14 protein-coding genes are annotated in these 15,220 nt (G+C 48.4%); 8 read left to right on the top strand and 6 right to left on the bottom strand.

The window, feature by feature from the left end:
• Positions 1-56: 56 nt before the first annotated feature.
• The 5 genes from B147_RS0108555 to hybA all read right to left on the bottom strand — a co-directional run bounded on the left by B147_RS0108555 (position 57) and on the right by hybA (position 6,561).
• Positions 57-1,445 carry a multiheme c-type cytochrome gene (locus B147_RS0108555; RefSeq protein WP_026259576.1) on the bottom strand — a complete coding sequence of 463 codons (1,389 nt, stop codon included), beginning with the start codon at positions 1,443-1,445 and terminating at the stop codon, positions 57-59.
• Between the two features lie 36 nt (positions 1,446-1,481).
• Positions 1,482-2,042 (bottom strand): cytochrome c3 family protein, encoded by a 561-nt coding sequence (locus B147_RS0108560; RefSeq protein ID WP_020586796.1) that lies wholly within the window; start codon positions 2,040-2,042, stop codon positions 1,482-1,484.
• Positions 2,043-2,400: 358 nt separating this feature from the next.
• Positions 2,401-4,404, bottom strand: a complete 2,004-nt coding sequence (locus B147_RS0108565) for a tetrathionate reductase family octaheme c-type cytochrome (RefSeq protein WP_425387016.1) — start codon at positions 4,402-4,404, stop codon at positions 2,401-2,403.
• A 35-nt stretch (positions 4,405-4,439) separates the two neighbouring features.
• Positions 4,440-5,639 carry an NrfD/PsrC family molybdoenzyme membrane anchor subunit gene (gene nrfD, locus B147_RS0108570; RefSeq protein ID WP_020586798.1) on the bottom strand — a complete coding sequence of 400 codons (1,200 nt, stop codon included), beginning with the start codon at positions 5,637-5,639 and terminating at the stop codon, positions 4,440-4,442.
• Positions 5,632-6,561 (bottom strand): hydrogenase 2 operon protein HybA, encoded by a 930-nt coding sequence (gene hybA / locus B147_RS0108575; RefSeq protein WP_020586799.1) that lies wholly within the window; start codon positions 6,559-6,561, stop codon positions 5,632-5,634. Before hybA ends, nrfD begins: the two co-directional genes overlap by 8 nt.
• A 264-nt stretch (positions 6,562-6,825) precedes the next feature.
• Here hybA and B147_RS0108580 point away from each other — a divergent pair, with 264 nt between their 5' ends.
• From B147_RS0108580 to B147_RS0108615, 8 genes are all read left to right on the top strand, one after another.
• Entirely contained in the window at positions 6,826-8,232 is a 1,407-nt protein-coding gene (locus B147_RS0108580) for a sigma-54 interaction domain-containing protein (RefSeq protein WP_020586800.1), read from the top strand.
• Between the two features lie 192 nt (positions 8,233-8,424).
• A complete protein-coding gene (modD, locus tag B147_RS0108585) occupies positions 8,425-9,282 on the top strand; it encodes a ModD protein (protein ID WP_020586801.1) in 858 nt (285 codons plus the stop codon).
• Positions 9,283-9,767: 485 nt separating this feature from the next.
• Complete coding sequence (locus B147_RS27920; protein ID WP_020586802.1) at positions 9,768-10,409, top strand: hypothetical protein; 642 nt, start codon at positions 9,768-9,770, stop codon at positions 10,407-10,409.
• Positions 10,410-10,411: 2 nt separating this feature from the next.
• Positions 10,412-10,882, top strand: a complete 471-nt coding sequence (locus tag B147_RS0108595; RefSeq protein WP_020586803.1) for a 4Fe-4S dicluster domain-containing protein — start codon at positions 10,412-10,414, stop codon at positions 10,880-10,882.
• Positions 10,879-11,295: a cytochrome c3 family protein gene (locus tag B147_RS30210; protein WP_020586804.1), complete on the top strand. Its 417-nt coding sequence runs from the start codon at positions 10,879-10,881 to the stop codon at positions 11,293-11,295. The genes B147_RS0108595 and B147_RS30210 overlap by 4 nt, the downstream gene beginning before the upstream one ends.
• Before the next feature lie 45 nt (positions 11,296-11,340).
• Entirely contained in the window at positions 11,341-12,012 is a 672-nt protein-coding gene (locus tag B147_RS0108605) for a methylenetetrahydrofolate reductase C-terminal domain-containing protein (RefSeq protein ID WP_020586805.1), read from the top strand.
• 46 nt (positions 12,013-12,058) lie between these two features.
• On the top strand, positions 12,059-12,964 hold the full coding sequence (locus tag B147_RS0108610) for a methylenetetrahydrofolate reductase (protein ID WP_020586806.1): 906 nt from the start codon (positions 12,059-12,061) through the stop codon (positions 12,962-12,964).
• Between the two features lie 24 nt (positions 12,965-12,988).
• Entirely contained in the window at positions 12,989-14,413 is a 1,425-nt protein-coding gene (locus tag B147_RS0108615; RefSeq protein ID WP_020586807.1) for a sigma-54 interaction domain-containing protein, read from the top strand.
• 385 nt (positions 14,414-14,798) lie between these two features.
• On the opposite strand, the gene B147_RS0108620 is transcribed toward B147_RS0108615, so the two are convergent.
• Positions 14,799-15,179 carry a hypothetical protein gene (locus tag B147_RS0108620; protein ID WP_020586808.1) on the bottom strand — a complete coding sequence of 127 codons (381 nt, stop codon included), beginning with the start codon at positions 15,177-15,179 and terminating at the stop codon, positions 14,799-14,801.
• Positions 15,180-15,220 lie beyond the last annotated feature (41 nt).

Genomic DNA, 15,220 nt, shown 5'->3' on the forward strand with positions numbered 1-15,220 from the left:
AAAATGCAGCCACTCAAATTAATTAAGTGGCTGCATTTACTTTTTTGTATTAACTATTATTTAAAAATTTCAGGTGGTTTTGTGGTGCTGCCAGTGGCATTGGGATAGTTTTCTGCTTTGTAGGATTTTTTACCGGTTTCAATCAGGTGGTTGGCTTCTTCCATGAATGCATTGAAGCGCTTTTTGCACTCATAAAATCCATGCCACCATGAATAGTCCGGGGCCATCATTGCAGCACCCATTCTTGCCCGTCGCCCTTCGTGGTGCCATAGTTCATAGTACTCCACCTCAAGGGGCTCATCAAAGAAACGTGTTTTGTCGAGCAGGCCTTTTGCGTAGAGTTCGTCAAGTTTGGCTTTAGCCGGTTTGAAATATACTTCATTATATTCTTTGATGGTTTGATCCATCTGACTGTAATGGGATTCTGTCCACCTTTTTCCGTGACACTGCATACAAACTTCCTGCATTTTGGTCCGTTCTTCCTGCCAGTTTGTCTGAGCCGGAAGCGGTTTGAAGTCTTCGGGTCTGACTGTCAATGGGGCTTGCAATTCCCAGGACAATCTTTCAGTGACATCATGGGAGGTCATTACATTGCCGGCACCGGATATATGGCATGAGGCGCAGGTCGGCCCCCTGAAATCAACACCAGGACTCCAGGTGCCTGGCGCTGCGGTCCAGTTGTACTCGTCACCAAAGGCATCGTAAATGTCACCATGCTTTGATTCTGTGAAAATTTCAATCTGGGGATGATCCGGACCAAGGTGGCATTGCCCGCACGCCTGGGGTTTTCTGGCCTCCATAACAGAAAAACGATGCCTTGTATGACAGCTGCTGCAGCTACCTTTACTGCCGTCAAGGTTAAGCCTTCCAACACCGACATTGGGCCAGGTCGCCGGATCAAGTTCTTTGTCTTTCAAGCTTAAAATGGTGCCATGGCAGTGGTAACAGCCATTTATCCGCTCAAAATCACTGTTCATGCCGTCGTTAAGCCAGGGATCTATCTTCCAAATAATCTCAAGGGTATTTGCGTGTTTACTTTTACCGTATTGCATTGCTTCATCCGGATGGCAGCGCGAACAGTCTTTTGGGGTAACCACAGCAGATACCGGAACCATGTATTTTTTTTGCCCATATTTCGTGTCGTTTGCTTCGTACTCCTTAAAATGGGACTGACTCACGTCCGGATCATGGGCCTCTGCGGCGTGGCAGTCGTAACAGGTGATATTGGCACTGGCATGACGGCTGGCCGCCCAGTCAGAGAAAATGCCCGGATGCTGCTTTTTATGGCATTCGATACATGCCATGGCCTCGGGTGACATGGATCGTTCAATCCTGAATGATTTTGATTTTGGTATATTCATCTGGACATCCGAACATAAAACTGTGGATGCGGATATTCCGGTTATAAATACACCCATTAGCAATACACTCAATTTTTTCTTCATGGAGCCCCCTTATTTTATTTGTAACCGTTACAAGGTTTATAAATCCTGAATTCCAGATCCTCTGTATGGTGCCTGTTTCTGTTTGTACCTATAAATTTCGCTGTCCACATGAACCAGATTCCTGTGGCAGTCTACACATTTTTTTTCATATCCTTCTCTTGGGTATAAAACTGTCCGATGGGCCAACATCGCTCCCCTTTTATCCGGGATATTCAAAAGATTTCGGTGACATTTCTGGCATTGCGCATTTTTAAAGGTTTCATAGGCGTGCTCACGGCTCTTTTCACGGTCATAGGTTCCATAGGCAAAATGAACGAATATATCTTTGATGCCATGGATCGTCTTTGTATAAAAGAAGTTCACTGTATCCTGCGGGGCAGGCAGGTGGCAGTCCATACAATCCGCGACAAATCCCTGGGCGTTGTTTACATGGGTAGAGGTCTTCCACGCGTTAAAGGCAGGCTGGATCTCGTGGCAGGAGGCGCAGAATCCAGGCGTTGATGTTCTCGCCATTGTATAATAGGTCAAGCTGAATACAGGAAAGGCGATAATAATGCCGATAAAAATAAAAATCACAGGTTTGACCATTTTTTTCATTTTAAACCTCACACCTTTTTATAACGGTCACGGACCGTCCTTGGTCTTTGACCGTGGTTCGGCCCACAACGAATATTTAAACATCTCTGTGGCTTACAGAGAGTTTCTTATAAACATATAGAAAATTTATTGAGATGCTTGAGATTAGAGTACGATTTCACTTAAATAAAAACTTATCTATATCAGAGGGGGATGTCAAGAGGTTGTGTGGGTGTGGTAAATTTTCCTTTATTGAGTAGGCAACTTATAGGCTTATAGGAGTGATGCCATTCAGCAATAAATTAGGTACAGGCCTTGATCAACTTCATGGTGAAACTTTAAAAAAAGAGACCAAGACCTGTGTTGAAGCGTTCGGACTTTACGGCGTGGTGCCGTATCCCATGGGCAGCTGTTTGAACCGGCCGCCGTGTATAATAGGATCGCCTTTATACCCCAGGGATTTAAAGTTTATATAATCGGTTTTGTTGATTAAATGCTCAACATCCCGGCCTTTGGATTTCATATAGGAAAAATCAGTGCCCTTGTGGGCGATTTTTTTGAAATCCACATTGCGGTTGTCCTGGTGACACCGGTTACAGGTTGTTTCTCCTTTCAGGCTTTCATGGCACTGGGCGCAGGAAAGAGCCATGTCTGCAGGCATCACTTCATGTTCAAGCCGCCAGTACATCCAGGTTTTTTTCCATTTGTATGATCCTGAATAGGGCAGGCCTGCCACGGACATACCTTCCTTAAACGCCTTGTCCCAGTCCCGGTTCTTCCAGAATGCAGTCTTATCCTCCTCGTTTCTGGGGAACAGATGGGGCACCAGAATGGTATCATGATCCGCATCCACAGCCTGGATTCCCTTCATGATCTTGAACGGTGTAATTTTTGACGAAGGGTCTTTAATGGAGCCCACCGGTGTGGTCAGATTGATCACTTCGGCATTGGTGTCTACCTTGTCTCCCAAAAGCACCCGGTGCATATATCCGGAATACCACTGGTAATCGGGTGCCGCCGACTCTTCCCACTTAAAAAAGCCTTTTTTCCAGTTATAATCGGGCTTGCCGTACTTATCCATTTGGGGTTTCCGGTCTTTATCCCCGGCCTGGGACCAGTCCCAGTATGTTTTAGTGGGTTTGCACTTGGCAAATACCGGAGAGTGACACACATTGCACTCCAGGGTTTTACAATGATTATCCAGATGATGGTCCAAAAGCCCGCCGCTGTAATGGGGATTGTCTCCATGGCAGTCCTGGCAGGAGACCTTGCCTTCTGCCACGGGCACCGAGGTGCTCCGGCCCGCAATCCGGTGGTTCCGGGTTTTATGGCATTCGGTACAGGCAAAATCATATCCACCCATGTGGACGTCACAACTACGTTCCGGGGTTAGCAGCTGCCTGGACATGTCGGCATGTTTGATGGCATCGCCGCCCCCGCCGTTGAAATGGCAGGCTCCGCAAGTGGCACGGCTGGAATGCCCGACCTTTTGGGCCACCATCTTCAGATCAACGTCTTTTGCCGGCATACCCGCTGCCGTGGGCTCTTTTTTGTAGGTGCCTGTGGTGTCATGGCACACCAGGCAGTCAATTTTTGATATGTCTGTAAAATCAAAGCCTGCATCTTTCCATCCATATCCGGCATGGCAACTGGTACAGCGCGGTTCGTTGCTGATGATATTGATACAATAGTTATTCAACGCCGTAGCCGCCTTGCCGTGAAGGATCTCTTTGCTGTGGCCGGTGGTATACGGGGACGGCCCCTTCCAGAGCCAATGGGCGGTTTTGATCATATCCTTGCCCTGGGTTTCGTGGCATCTGAGACACTCGGCGGTCACCTGGAACGGATCAGCATTGTCCGGCAGGTTAACCAGTTGGGTGTGGTCCGGCACATTTTTCAAATGACATCCTGTGCAGGTCGTCGGCCCTTTGGCTTCAGCCTTATGGCATTCCATACATTGCTGATGATAGGCTGCTTTCAGGCCGATTCGTTCTGGGTGTTCACTGTTAAAAGCATCCTGGTGGCAGGCTGAACACCGGGTGGTTTCAAGCGCGTCCTCCTCTTTGGGACGATAGTGGTGACACCGGGTGCAGTCCTGGATCAGGGCTGCATGCCGTTTATGGGCAAACCTGACCGGGCCGTAATGGTCTTCACGTTTTTTAATAATGGGGCTGTCCAGAAGAAAATAGACATCATTGATATCGGACAGGGACAATCCCTGGTCCAAAAGCCGCATTTTACGTTCCGTGTGCCCTTCGTCTTTGTACTCACTGACAAACGGGACCGTCTCCTTTGCTTTTTCTTTTGCGGCCTCCTGATCCGGGGCGGTCCACGTATTGGCCGCCCGGCAGGGCGATGCTGCAATGAACAACACCCCTGCCATAACACTAAGGGCTTTTATCATTTTTGCCAATTTAATCATCGGGACACCTCCTGTGACCCCTGCAGCACCGGCAGATAGGTAACCGCGATTCTGTAGAGGAACATAAGCGTGGCAATCAATCCAAAGGTTACCATCATCTCTCCGATGGAAGGGAAATACCCCGGGTCACTCAACGGAGGTTTAAACCCGACAATGAATACGTTGATCCGGTTCAGGACCACCCCCGCCACAATAAGGGTTGCTGCCGTAAAAAGTCCTTTGCGCGATGCCCTTACCTTGGGGGAAACCAGCATGAGCCAGGGGAGGATTACACCAAAGACCAACTCCGCCACAAAAGCGTTGCTCTGGGCCGTGCCGTCCAGAAGATAGATCCAGGTGCCCCGGACCGCCATATCTCCGATTTTGAGCGCCATGTAGAACCCTAAAAGAAAGATGGTGATCCGGGTCAAGGGCGTCAGAATATTCATTTCTGAATCCAGCTTGAATGAAGAGGTAGCGATGGTGGTTTCAAACACCACCATGGGATAGCCCACGGCAAACGCTGAAGTCAAGAACAACAGCGGCAGAATGGGCGTGTACCACAGGGGATGCAGTTTGGTGGGGGCAATGAGCATCAACGAACCCAGACTTGACTGGTGCATGCAGGAGAGCACCACCCCCAGAATAATTAAGATCCACATGATCTTGTCGATAATGGCATCCCCAATGTTCAGGATTCCATCCACCAGGCCGTTGAGCAGGGCCAACGGGCCCGGCAGGTTTACATTTCCTTTGAACTGCTCGGCCACAATGGGAAAGAACTCCAGGTAGAGCACATTGAGATAGCACATAACGCACATGGCTACTTCAAATAATACGGAATTGGTATTCCAGTTGAACATGGGTTTCCAGATCGCCCAGGAACGGCCGATATCCACCATCAGCCCAAGGACCACAAAGGTATATCCTAAAACAGCGGTGAGCAGCGCCGGCCGTGTGACAGGCTCATAGGCATGCCGGCCAAAAATATGTGCTACTGCCGCCGTGGTAAATCCGCCGGCAGCCAGGGCCACGCCTGTGGCTACATCCACGCCCACCCAAAGTCCCCAGGGTCTGGCTGTGCTTAAATTGGCCACATATCCGATCCCCCCGGTAAACCGGGCAATAATGGTGAGAGCACCGGCAACCATAAAAACCAGCATCACCAGAACCCCGGGTGTCCAGAACGGTTTTCTTAATGCCATGGGTTTATGCATCACTACCTCCTTTCTGCGAAGGCGTCTCTTTGGTTTTTTCCGCCTTGTGTGTGCCGAACATAATTGCGCCCAAAAGGCTGAAAAGTGCAATGGGAGACCACAGATAACTGAACAGCGAATGCTGGATGGTTTCCGACAATTTTGGCATGGGCTTATCCGGCAGATCCGGCAGGTTGACAGTTTCAAAGGGAACCGAAGAGATATAAAGCCAGGAGGTGCCCCCCGCCTCTTTCTCTCCGTAAATGTGGTCAATATACTTGCCCGGGTTCTGGGCCAGCCGGGTTTTGGCCACCTCGAGCAGGGTCTGCCGTTTACCGAATGTCAGCGCCTCGGTGGGGCAGATGGTGGCGCATCCGGGCAATCCGCCATCCTTGGATATCCTGTCGTAGCAGAAGGTGCATTTCATCACCCGGGGAGTGACAGGATCAAAATATTCGTATGCCGGAATCTCAAAGGGACAGGCCACCATGCAGTAGCGGCAGCCGATGCATTTGTCCACATTGTACCGCACCGCGCCGGTCTCGTCCTTGGTCAGTGCCCCCACAATGCAGGCCGATACGCAGGCCGGATCCTGGCAGTGCATGCACTGGACCTTGGCAAAGGTGGGGATAGGATTGTCATTTTCATCCACCGTTCCGGTAAAATACCGGTTAACCACAGTATAGGCCTTGTCATCCGGACGCCGTTTCTTTTCAAAAACAGTACATTGGCAGGCGGCCCGTTCCGGTGCCGGCAAATGGTTGACTTCGGCACAGGCATCTTCACATTTGCGGCAACCCACACACCGGGTCAGGTCCACCAGGCACCCGAACGGATCAGGCGGGGCCTTGGACTGCCAGGCGTCGGCGGTTGCAGGCGCAACAGCTGCCGTGGCCGTAGCTGCGCCCATGATTTTAAAAAAATGTCTTCTGCTCAGCTGCATTGAACCTCCACAAATTTTTAAGCGTCACACTGCATAAATGGTCTATGCAGCTGCTTGGTTTTTCTTTTCCTATTTTTAACCCTACGAGGCAATTGCAACGCCCGTGCCGGGTTTTTCGGAAATCACAACCTGCTATTTTTACGATATTTTCCTAAATTTATACTGACAGACAGGGACCCAAGGTGTTAAATATGTTTAAGCATGTGTTAAAAATATAGCGTAAGATTTAAACACATGCTTAACAATTTAAACAAGGCAGGAAATATGCTGATACATGAGCATGAAATGGATGCGTTCTGGGAGAAGATTGTCAACACCATCAACGATGGGCTGATGTTCATCGGGCCGGACGGCACCATTCAGATGGTCAACAAGGCATTTGAAAAATTGACCGGCTACACGTCGGCCCAGGCCGTGGGTATGTCCTGCCGTATGCTGCAGTGTGACGCCTGTGAGCAGACCCTGACCCCCATAGACAAGTCTGTGTGGTGCCGTCTTTTTGTTCCCCAGGAGTCGGAAATGCAGAAGTGCCGATGCCTGATCAAACGCAAAGACGGCAGCTATCTGCCTGTTTTAAAAAATGCCGCGGCATTCAGAGATGAACACCAGAATGTGGTGGGGGTGGTGGAGACATTGACCGACATCTCGGAACTTGAGCGCCTGGACAAACAGGTCAATATGCTTGCCAGGCAACGCAGCCATGACAATGATTTCTTCGGCATGACAGGCAAATCACAGCAAATGGAAACCGTGTTTGAAATGATCCGAAAGGCTTCGGGCTCAAATGCCCCGGTGATGATCCTGGGGGAAAGTGGGTCCGGCAAGGAACTGGTTGCCGATGCCATTCACCTGAATGGCACCAGAAAGCAGGGGCCGTTTATCCGGCTCAATTGCGCGGCTTTAAACCCGTCTGTCCTGGAAAGCGAGATGTTCGGCCATGTCAAAGGGGCATTCACCGGGGCCCACAGCAGCCGTATCGGCCGGTTTGAGGCGGCACACCAAGGCAGTCTCTTTTTGGACGAAATCGGCGATATGCCCATGCCGCTGCAAACCAAACTGTTGCGGGTGCTTGAGTCCGGGCAGTTTGAACGGGTGGGCGACATTGCCCCTGTCCGGGTGGATGTGAGAATTATCACAGCTACCAATAAAAATCTTGAAACACTGATTGAAAAAAATGAATTCCGGCAGGATCTGTTTTTCAGAATAAATGTTATCCCCATTTACCTGCCGCCGCTCAGGCAGCGTACCGAAGACATCCCATTGCTTGTAAACACATTTATCCGGCAGTGCCATCAAAGCACCGGCAAAACCATCACCGGTATCAGCCGGGACGTTATGGACCTGTTCATGGCATATCAATGGCCCGGCAACATCCGTGAACTCAAAAATGCCATGGATTACGCGTTTGTCACGGCTGACGGCCCGATAATCCAGCTCGACCATATTCCCAAACGCATTGGTGCTGATACCGCGACATCAACCCAGCCGGGGAGTGTTGAGCGCCGCCCGGATAACACAACCAATGAAAAACAGCAGTTAATTGATGCCTTAATTCAGGCAAACGGAAACCAGACCCGTGCGGCAAAACTTCTTAATATCAACCGTGTCACGGTGTGGAACCGGATGAAAAAATACCAGATTGATTTGCAAAAAACATTGGCATACAAATGAGTTGAAAATTTCAAGAATTACAATTTTGACGCTTGGTGTAGCCGATTTAGGCAAAGCTACAGAATTTTATAAAGCCGTACTTGGCACACCTCCCAATATAAAGGTTGTGCCACAATAAATCATGAAAAAACGAATCGGTTAATTTTTTGATTCGTATCACGTACAATTTTCAAGGAGCAAGGAGAATTCAATATGACGTATTACATTCCCGATCACGAACTCTGTCAAATTTTGGATGAAGACATACAGGTGTTTGATTTAACCTCTCATTTACTGCAAATACCGGCAACAACCGGTAAATTATTTTACAAGGCTCGCACGGCCTGTTTGGCTTCCTGTACCGAAGAAGTCGCCCGCATGCTTGAAATTCTCGGATTGACGGCTTCTATCATAACCCCGAGTGGTGTTTGGGCCGAAAAACAGCAGGTACTTGTTGAAGCGGTTGGTCCCTTGAACAAATTGCACGTGGCCTGGAGAAGTGCGGTAAAGATACTTGAGTACTGTTGTGCGGTATCTACCCGGGCACATAAAATGCTGCAGCAAGCTCAAAAATTAAATCCAAATATTTCACTGGCCATCACGCGTAAAAATATACCAGGAAGTAAGAAATTGGCCTTGAAAGCCATTCTCTGTGCCGGAGCATATCCCCATCGCATGGGATTGCATGATAGCATTTTGATATTTAGAGAACATATGGATTGTCTGGGTGGGCGCGATGCTTTTTTGAAAAAGTTTGCTGAAATTCGCAGCACTGTTCACGAACGAAAAATCGGGGTAGAAGCTCACAATATAGAAGAGGCCTTGCTGTTTGCCTCATATAAATTCGATTTTATCCAGTTGGATAAATTTAAATCTACAGATGTTCAGGAATTAGTTCCCAGATTACACGAGCTGCGGTCCGGAATTGTTGTTGTTGCAGCGGGGGGTATAAATCTCGAAAATGTAGAAGAATATGCAGGCACAGGGGTTGATGTGATCGCATCTTCATCGGTTTTTCACGGCAAACCTGCCGATATAGGGGCTGAAATATTACCAGAATTAGTTGTTTGAGATTGGCTTTTGTGGCATGGGGATTGCAGTAATTTTCCTTCAGTTACTCAGATTCAAGTAATGGCATTTACTTACCTCCACCAAATCTGTTTAACCACCTCACCGCTTAAGGGGCAGCCAGATATTTTTACGGCTGCCCCTTAATTTTTGGGAGTGGTAACGTTTAGGTTAACGTTATCAGTGTAACCTTCCGGCTTAATATTGTCTGGCAAGGATCTGAATTTGTTCGGGTGGTTCTTTTATTTGTTCATAAAATTCAGATAGTTGTCTATGTCTCCTGGTCTCCGGTCAAAGATGGCATAATTCTTGGATTAATTTGGAATAAATATTGGAACGGGCAAGGAAAGGCAAATGAAAAAGTGCAATCATTTTAAAGCCGGCAAAACAAAAGAGTCAAAAATGACTATTAAACCAATCAGTTGAAGTGCCGGTCCCTGTCTCTGGACAGGATCTTTTGGCCATGAATTTTACTTAGGAGATAATTGATGCCGTTGTATGATTTATTAACCGGCCCTATCATGTGGGTCACTGTTATACTTTTTGCCGCAGGCATGGTTTTTAAAACCATATCCCTGGTCCGGCTGGTTTCAGTCTGCCGGCCCGGCACTGCTTTTATCAATCCCAATGCCCGGTTTCCTAAGGTTTATAAAGCATCTCTTCCCGGCCGGTACCCCGTCACCACACTGATATCGGTTGTGTTTCATCTGATCCTTTTACTGTTGCCCTTCTTCATAGAAGGCCACAACATTCTTCTGGACACATCCTGGGGAGTCAGCCTGCCCATGCTGCCTGGCCATTTTGCAGACAACCTGACCGTAATCGTCTTGGGCTGCGGTCTCTATTTCCTGTTTCGCCGTTTGTTTACAAAACGCGTTCGGGCTGTCTCTTTTTTCAGTGACTATTTGATCATTATCCTGGTTATATTGCCTTTTTTAACCGGATTTATCGCTTACCATCGCCTTTTGCCCTATGATGCCGTGCTCAACGCGCATATCATCACAGGGCAGTTGATGCTGGTGGCCATTCCATACACACGGCTGGTTCATATGATTGCATTTTTTGCAGTACGGCTGGCAAAACCTGCGGCAATGACGCAACCGCTTGATACAAATAAAGGGGTTGTTTAACTATGTGGTTTACCCAAAATAATACCGGTCACAATCTATCTGTATCCAAAGAACCTGCGGGGCAGAAGATTGATCCTGACGGCATCAGGTCCATGCTTAAGCAAAACGCGCCAGAGATCAGATTGTTCTTTTCCGCCTGTATCCATTGCACTTATTGCGCAGACACCTGCTTTCTGCAACGCAACAACCCGGAAGACCCAAGCTATATGCCCTCCCACAAGGTGATTCATTCCGTGGGCAGACTGTACAAAAAGAGAGGCAAGGTAACCCGGGAGGAGCTTGAAGAGATCCGGGATATTTTATGGGACAAATGTGCTTTGTGCACCCGGTGTTTGTGTCCGTTTCAACTCAATATTCCCGGGATGATCGCCCTTGGCCGGGATATTTGCCGGTCCCAGGGTGCGGTTCACCGCTTTGACGGCCCTGTCCCGCCGGTTGAACTGCCGCTGGAACATCATGAGGGGGGCAAATGAAAAAAAGAATCGGACTTACGGTACACCGGCCTGACCGGCCCGTGTCTCAAAAGTTTATTCCTGCCGTTCTGACGGTTTGCATTCTGCTTATTGCGGTATGCGGATACGGCAAAGATTTTTTTCCCAATCTTTTGATATCCAAGAGCTCAAACCTGTCTCCGGTATACTTTCCCCACGAGGAGCACATGGGGTTTCTGGAATGCCTGGACTGCCACCATGATTATAAGGATGGAACCAACACGCTTGACGAAGACGAACTTTATGAAGGCAACCCGGAGATCCAATGCGCTTCCTGCCATAATGGTGAAAAATCGTTTTCCTTACTTCGGGCATTTCACCGGCAGTGTATCCAGTGCCATGACACCGAAGGGCAGGGACCCGTTGTATGCGGCGAGTGCCATACCAAATCCTAGGGACTTAAAAAAATAACATTTTGTTAAAAAGGATGTAGACGTTCAATGATTAAAGCAACACTAAAACCCATGGAAGAGATTCTGGCCCAAATTAACGGTTACAAACGGGTGCTCATCGTCGGATGCGGCGGTTGTGTTTCTGTGTGCCTGGCAGGCGGCCAGCAGGAAGTTGAACTTTTAAACAATGAGCTGGAGGAACAGGTCAAAGCACAGGGACTGGATCATGAAATCAGCGGATGCACCGTGGAACGTCAGTGCAATGCCCAGTTTTTAAGCGGCCTGGATCGAATATATCGAGATTATAACTGTCTGCTCTCCATGGCCTGTGGTGCCGGAAATCAGCTTCTGGCGGAACGGTATCCGTTGACACCGGTTTTTCCGGCGGTCAACACCATGTTCATCGGTATTGACAGAGGGCCAGGATGGTATGAGGAAAAATGCCGGGCCTGCGGGAACTGTGTCCTGGGATTCAGCGGCGGCATCTGCCCTGTGACCCGTTGCGCCAAAGGCCTGTACAACGGACCCTGCGGTGGAACAGATAATGGGAAATGTGAGGTGGATAAAAATGTTCCCTGCGCCTGGTATGATATCTATCACCGCCTGAAACAGCAGGGCCGGCTATCTGATATGCTTGAAATCAAGCCCCCCGTACAGTGGAAAAACACGGTGCAGCAGACCCTGGTGCAGCCCGGTTGCAGCATCGAAGCTGTTGATTAAAACGTGCCTGAACGCAAGCACAATTTATATATTTGGAAATAAAATTATGTGCAAAACTTTAAAAGAGAAGCTTAATGCAGGCCAGTTTGCCGTCACCGCGGAACTGGGCCCTCCCCAGAGCCCGGATGTTGAACATGTAAGAGAACGGGCATCTCACCTGAAAGGCATTGTGGACGGTGTAAATATCACGGATAACCCGTCGGGCACGGTAAGGATGTCCAGCCTGTCCACAGCTCTGATTGCCCAACAGGAAGGGCTTGAAGCTATCTGGCAGATGACCTGCCGGGACCGTAACCGCATTGCCATGCAAAGTGAAATTTTAGGTGCTTGTGCCCTGGGTATCAAAAATTTGCTCTGTCTGTCCGGCGACCATACCACTTCCGGGAACCAGCCCGGCGCCAAGGCGGTTTACGATATTGACTCCATGCAGTTGATCTCGGCTGCTGTGCGCATGCGCGACGAGCATCTTTTTCTTGATAATGACAAGCCATTTAAGGGTGAACTGGACCTGTTTGTGGGCGCGGCAGCCAACCCCTTTGCCGAACCCCTTGAATTCAGGCCCTACCGCATGATGAAAAAAGCCAAAGCCGGGGCTGATTTTATTCAGACCCAGTGCATTTATGACATGGAACTGTTTAAAAAATGGCTTGCCAAGGTCCGGGATCTGGGCGCGGATGAATCCTGCCATATCCTTGCCGGGGTCATCCCGTTAAAATCTGTCGGCATGGCAAAGTTTATGGCCAACAAGGTGGCCGGCGTAGTGATTCCCGACGCGGTCATTAAAAGAATCGCAGGTGTCCCTAAAGAAGATGCCGCCAAAGAAGGCATTAAAATCTGCTGTGAACAGATCCAGGCATTAAAAGAGATGAAGGGTATTTCCGGCATTCACCTCATGGCCATCGGCTGGGAACACCGGGTTGAAGAGATCCTGGTCCAGGCCGGGCTTCGCTGATTTTTTAACTAACAGGACTTGCCAATGAAAAATCATGAGATTTGGGATGTACCATTTTTGAATCAGATTCTTGACACCATGGCCGAAGGACTTTTTATACTGGATTCTCAGGGCGTTATCACCTCCTGGAACCGGTCCATGGAAAAAATCAGCGGGTACACGGCACAGGAAGCCATTGGCAAAACGTGCAGCCTCATTGAGTGCAGCCGCTGTTTTGGCCATAACTGTCCGGCAGATATCCATAAATGCGGAGTGATCCAACATGGCAAAACCGAAGCCAAAGAATGCTTTATCCGCCACAAAGAGGGCCATGACGTCCCGGTCATCAAAAATGCAAGACTGGTAAAGGACGAAGATGACCGCATCCATGGTATTGTAGAGACCATCACAGACCTGACCGAACTTAAAAATGTTCGAAAGACTGCGGAAGAGGCCAATAGAAAGCTGAAAAAAACTTATGAGTTAGGCAACATCATTGGGAGAAGCCCGGCCATGCATAATGTATTTGATGCGATCCGGGCTGCGGCCAACAGCCAGGCCGGCATTCTTATCCAGGGAGAAAGCGGCACAGGCAAGGAACTGGTGGCCGGTGCCATCCATTACAACGGAACCGGTGATGACAAACCCATGGTAACGGTCAACTGTTCCGCCCTGTCCGAAACCCTGCTGGAAAGCGAGCTGTTCGGCCATGTGAAAGGTGCCTTTACAGGCGCCCACAGAGACCGGAAGGGCCGGTTTGAAGAGGCGGATCAGGGCACCATATTTCTGGACGAGATTGGAGAACTCACCCCCTATATGCAAGTGAAACTTCTCAGGGTCCTCCAGGAAAGGGAGATCGAGAGGGTGGGCGATTCAAGAAAAATCAAAATTGATATCCGGATTATCGCGGCAACCCACCAGGATCTTTTTCGCCTGGTCCGTGAGGGAAAATTTCGAGAGGATCTGTTTTACCGGCTCAAGGTTTTCCCTGTCCATGTGCCGCCGTTACGGGAGAGAAAGTGCGACATCCCACTGCTGGTCAACCATTTCCTGAAAAAGGGAAACAAAAGAGAAGGGAAAAATATATTAAAAGTCAGCCCCGAAGCCATGAGAAAAATAATGGCGCATCCCTGGCCGGGAAACGTCAGGGAACTGGAAAACGCCATAGAGCACGCCTTTGTCCTTTGCGAATCCAGCCAGATTGAGCTAAAAGACCTTCCCATCGAGATCCTGGAAAAAAATATTTTCCCGGTTTCTTCCCCAATGAACCGGTATCCTGCTCCTGAGTTCTCTTATCAGAAAATCACCCGGGAAAGCCTGATTCAATTGCTTGAACAGTGCCAGTGGAACAAGGCCGAAGTGGCCCGGCGCATTAACAAGAGCAGAACCTCTGTCTGGAAATACATGAAAAAGTGGGATATTCCGCTGGAGCCCCAATGTAACGCACCCAATCCGTTACTTGTTGACTAAAGTAATGAATTCAGGGTCGGGCTCACGTAACCGCTTGTCTAAATACCCAAAAAATTCTATTGACTGGTGTTTTTCGGCCTTATCCCGTCATTTTCAATACCGAAAGCAGTCGTTTAAGGGGTAAAGTTCTATAACCGTCGATGATATTTTATTAAAATGCTTTTTTTACCCCCAAAACATCGGTTTAAGTCTGTTTCAAGAGTGAATTTTGACATTATTTTCTTTGATTGCAGTGCATTGACTCGGTCCGACCCAAGCACCTCCAAGCACCTAACAAATATCCATTATTCGTTGTTCCATAGCGGGCAGCTCAACTGACCGGGAACATATCCGAGCAGGTTTTAAAAGCCAAGTTTTTCTAAAACCAAGCGCTTTTAAAAGGCTGCTATCTCCCCAGGTCGGCGTCTTTTTGTGCAATATTTTTAAATTCATTTTGATGTTTGTAAAACCAATATATAGCGATCGTAAAACCGAAAACCCAAATTATACCTAATATTAATGTTGTGTTAGCTCCGACTTGTATCCCAGTATAGATAGCCCAAATGGCACTGATAATACCAAGTATCAGAAAAATATAGCTAATTGCCGCCGCAAGAAATTGAGGACGGTAGGCTAATATTGCAATCCGATACGCTACTATCAAAATAATAATTTTAAATATTCTGTAGTAATCTAAAACTATCCCATTGGTTTTCAAAAAAAAATTAATCGCCCCAAAGGTGTTGCTTGCAGCGACTGCTATTAATACTTTAGGTATCCAGCTCATGTTGTATGCCTATTTTGTATTCTCAGCGCAAACGTAAGATT

Source organism: Desulfobacter curvatus DSM 3379 (assembly GCF_000373985.1).
In the GTDB taxonomy this organism is placed as follows: Bacteria; Desulfobacterota; Desulfobacteria; order Desulfobacterales; family Desulfobacteraceae; genus Desulfobacter; species Desulfobacter curvatus.

Excerpts from the sequence above, each read along its gene's own strand:
- modD (WP_020586801.1), top strand. The coding sequence starts at position 8,425 with ATGACGTATTACATTCCCGATCACGAACTCTGTCAAATTTTGGATGAA.
- hybA (WP_020586799.1), bottom strand. The coding sequence starts at position 6,561 with ATGCAGCTGAGCAGAAGACATTTTTTTAAAATCATGGGCGCAGCTACG.
- B147_RS0108615 (WP_020586807.1), top strand. The coding sequence starts at position 12,989 with ATGAAAAATCATGAGATTTGGGATGTACCATTTTTGAATCAGATTCTT.
- B147_RS0108580 (WP_020586800.1), top strand. The coding sequence starts at position 6,826 with ATGCTGATACATGAGCATGAAATGGATGCGTTCTGGGAGAAGATTGTC.
- B147_RS27920 (WP_020586802.1), top strand. The coding sequence starts at position 9,768 with ATGCCGTTGTATGATTTATTAACCGGCCCTATCATGTGGGTCACTGTT.
- B147_RS0108595 (WP_020586803.1), top strand. The coding sequence starts at position 10,412 with ATGTGGTTTACCCAAAATAATACCGGTCACAATCTATCTGTATCCAAA.
- B147_RS0108620 (WP_020586808.1), bottom strand. The coding sequence starts at position 15,179 with ATGAGCTGGATACCTAAAGTATTAATAGCAGTCGCTGCAAGCAACACC.
- B147_RS0108560 (WP_020586796.1), bottom strand. The coding sequence starts at position 2,042 with ATGAAAAAAATGGTCAAACCTGTGATTTTTATTTTTATCGGCATTATT.
- B147_RS0108565 (WP_425387016.1), bottom strand. The coding sequence starts at position 4,404 with ATGGCAGGGGTGTTGTTCATTGCAGCATCGCCCTGCCGGGCGGCCAAT.
- B147_RS0108605 (WP_020586805.1), top strand. The coding sequence starts at position 11,341 with ATGATTAAAGCAACACTAAAACCCATGGAAGAGATTCTGGCCCAAATT.
- B147_RS0108610 (WP_020586806.1), top strand. The coding sequence starts at position 12,059 with ATGTGCAAAACTTTAAAAGAGAAGCTTAATGCAGGCCAGTTTGCCGTC.
- nrfD (WP_020586798.1), bottom strand. The coding sequence starts at position 5,639 with ATGCATAAACCCATGGCATTAAGAAAACCGTTCTGGACACCCGGGGTT.
- B147_RS0108555 (WP_026259576.1), bottom strand. The coding sequence starts at position 1,445 with ATGAAGAAAAAATTGAGTGTATTGCTAATGGGTGTATTTATAACCGGA.
- B147_RS30210 (WP_020586804.1), top strand. The coding sequence starts at position 10,879 with ATGAAAAAAAGAATCGGACTTACGGTACACCGGCCTGACCGGCCCGTG.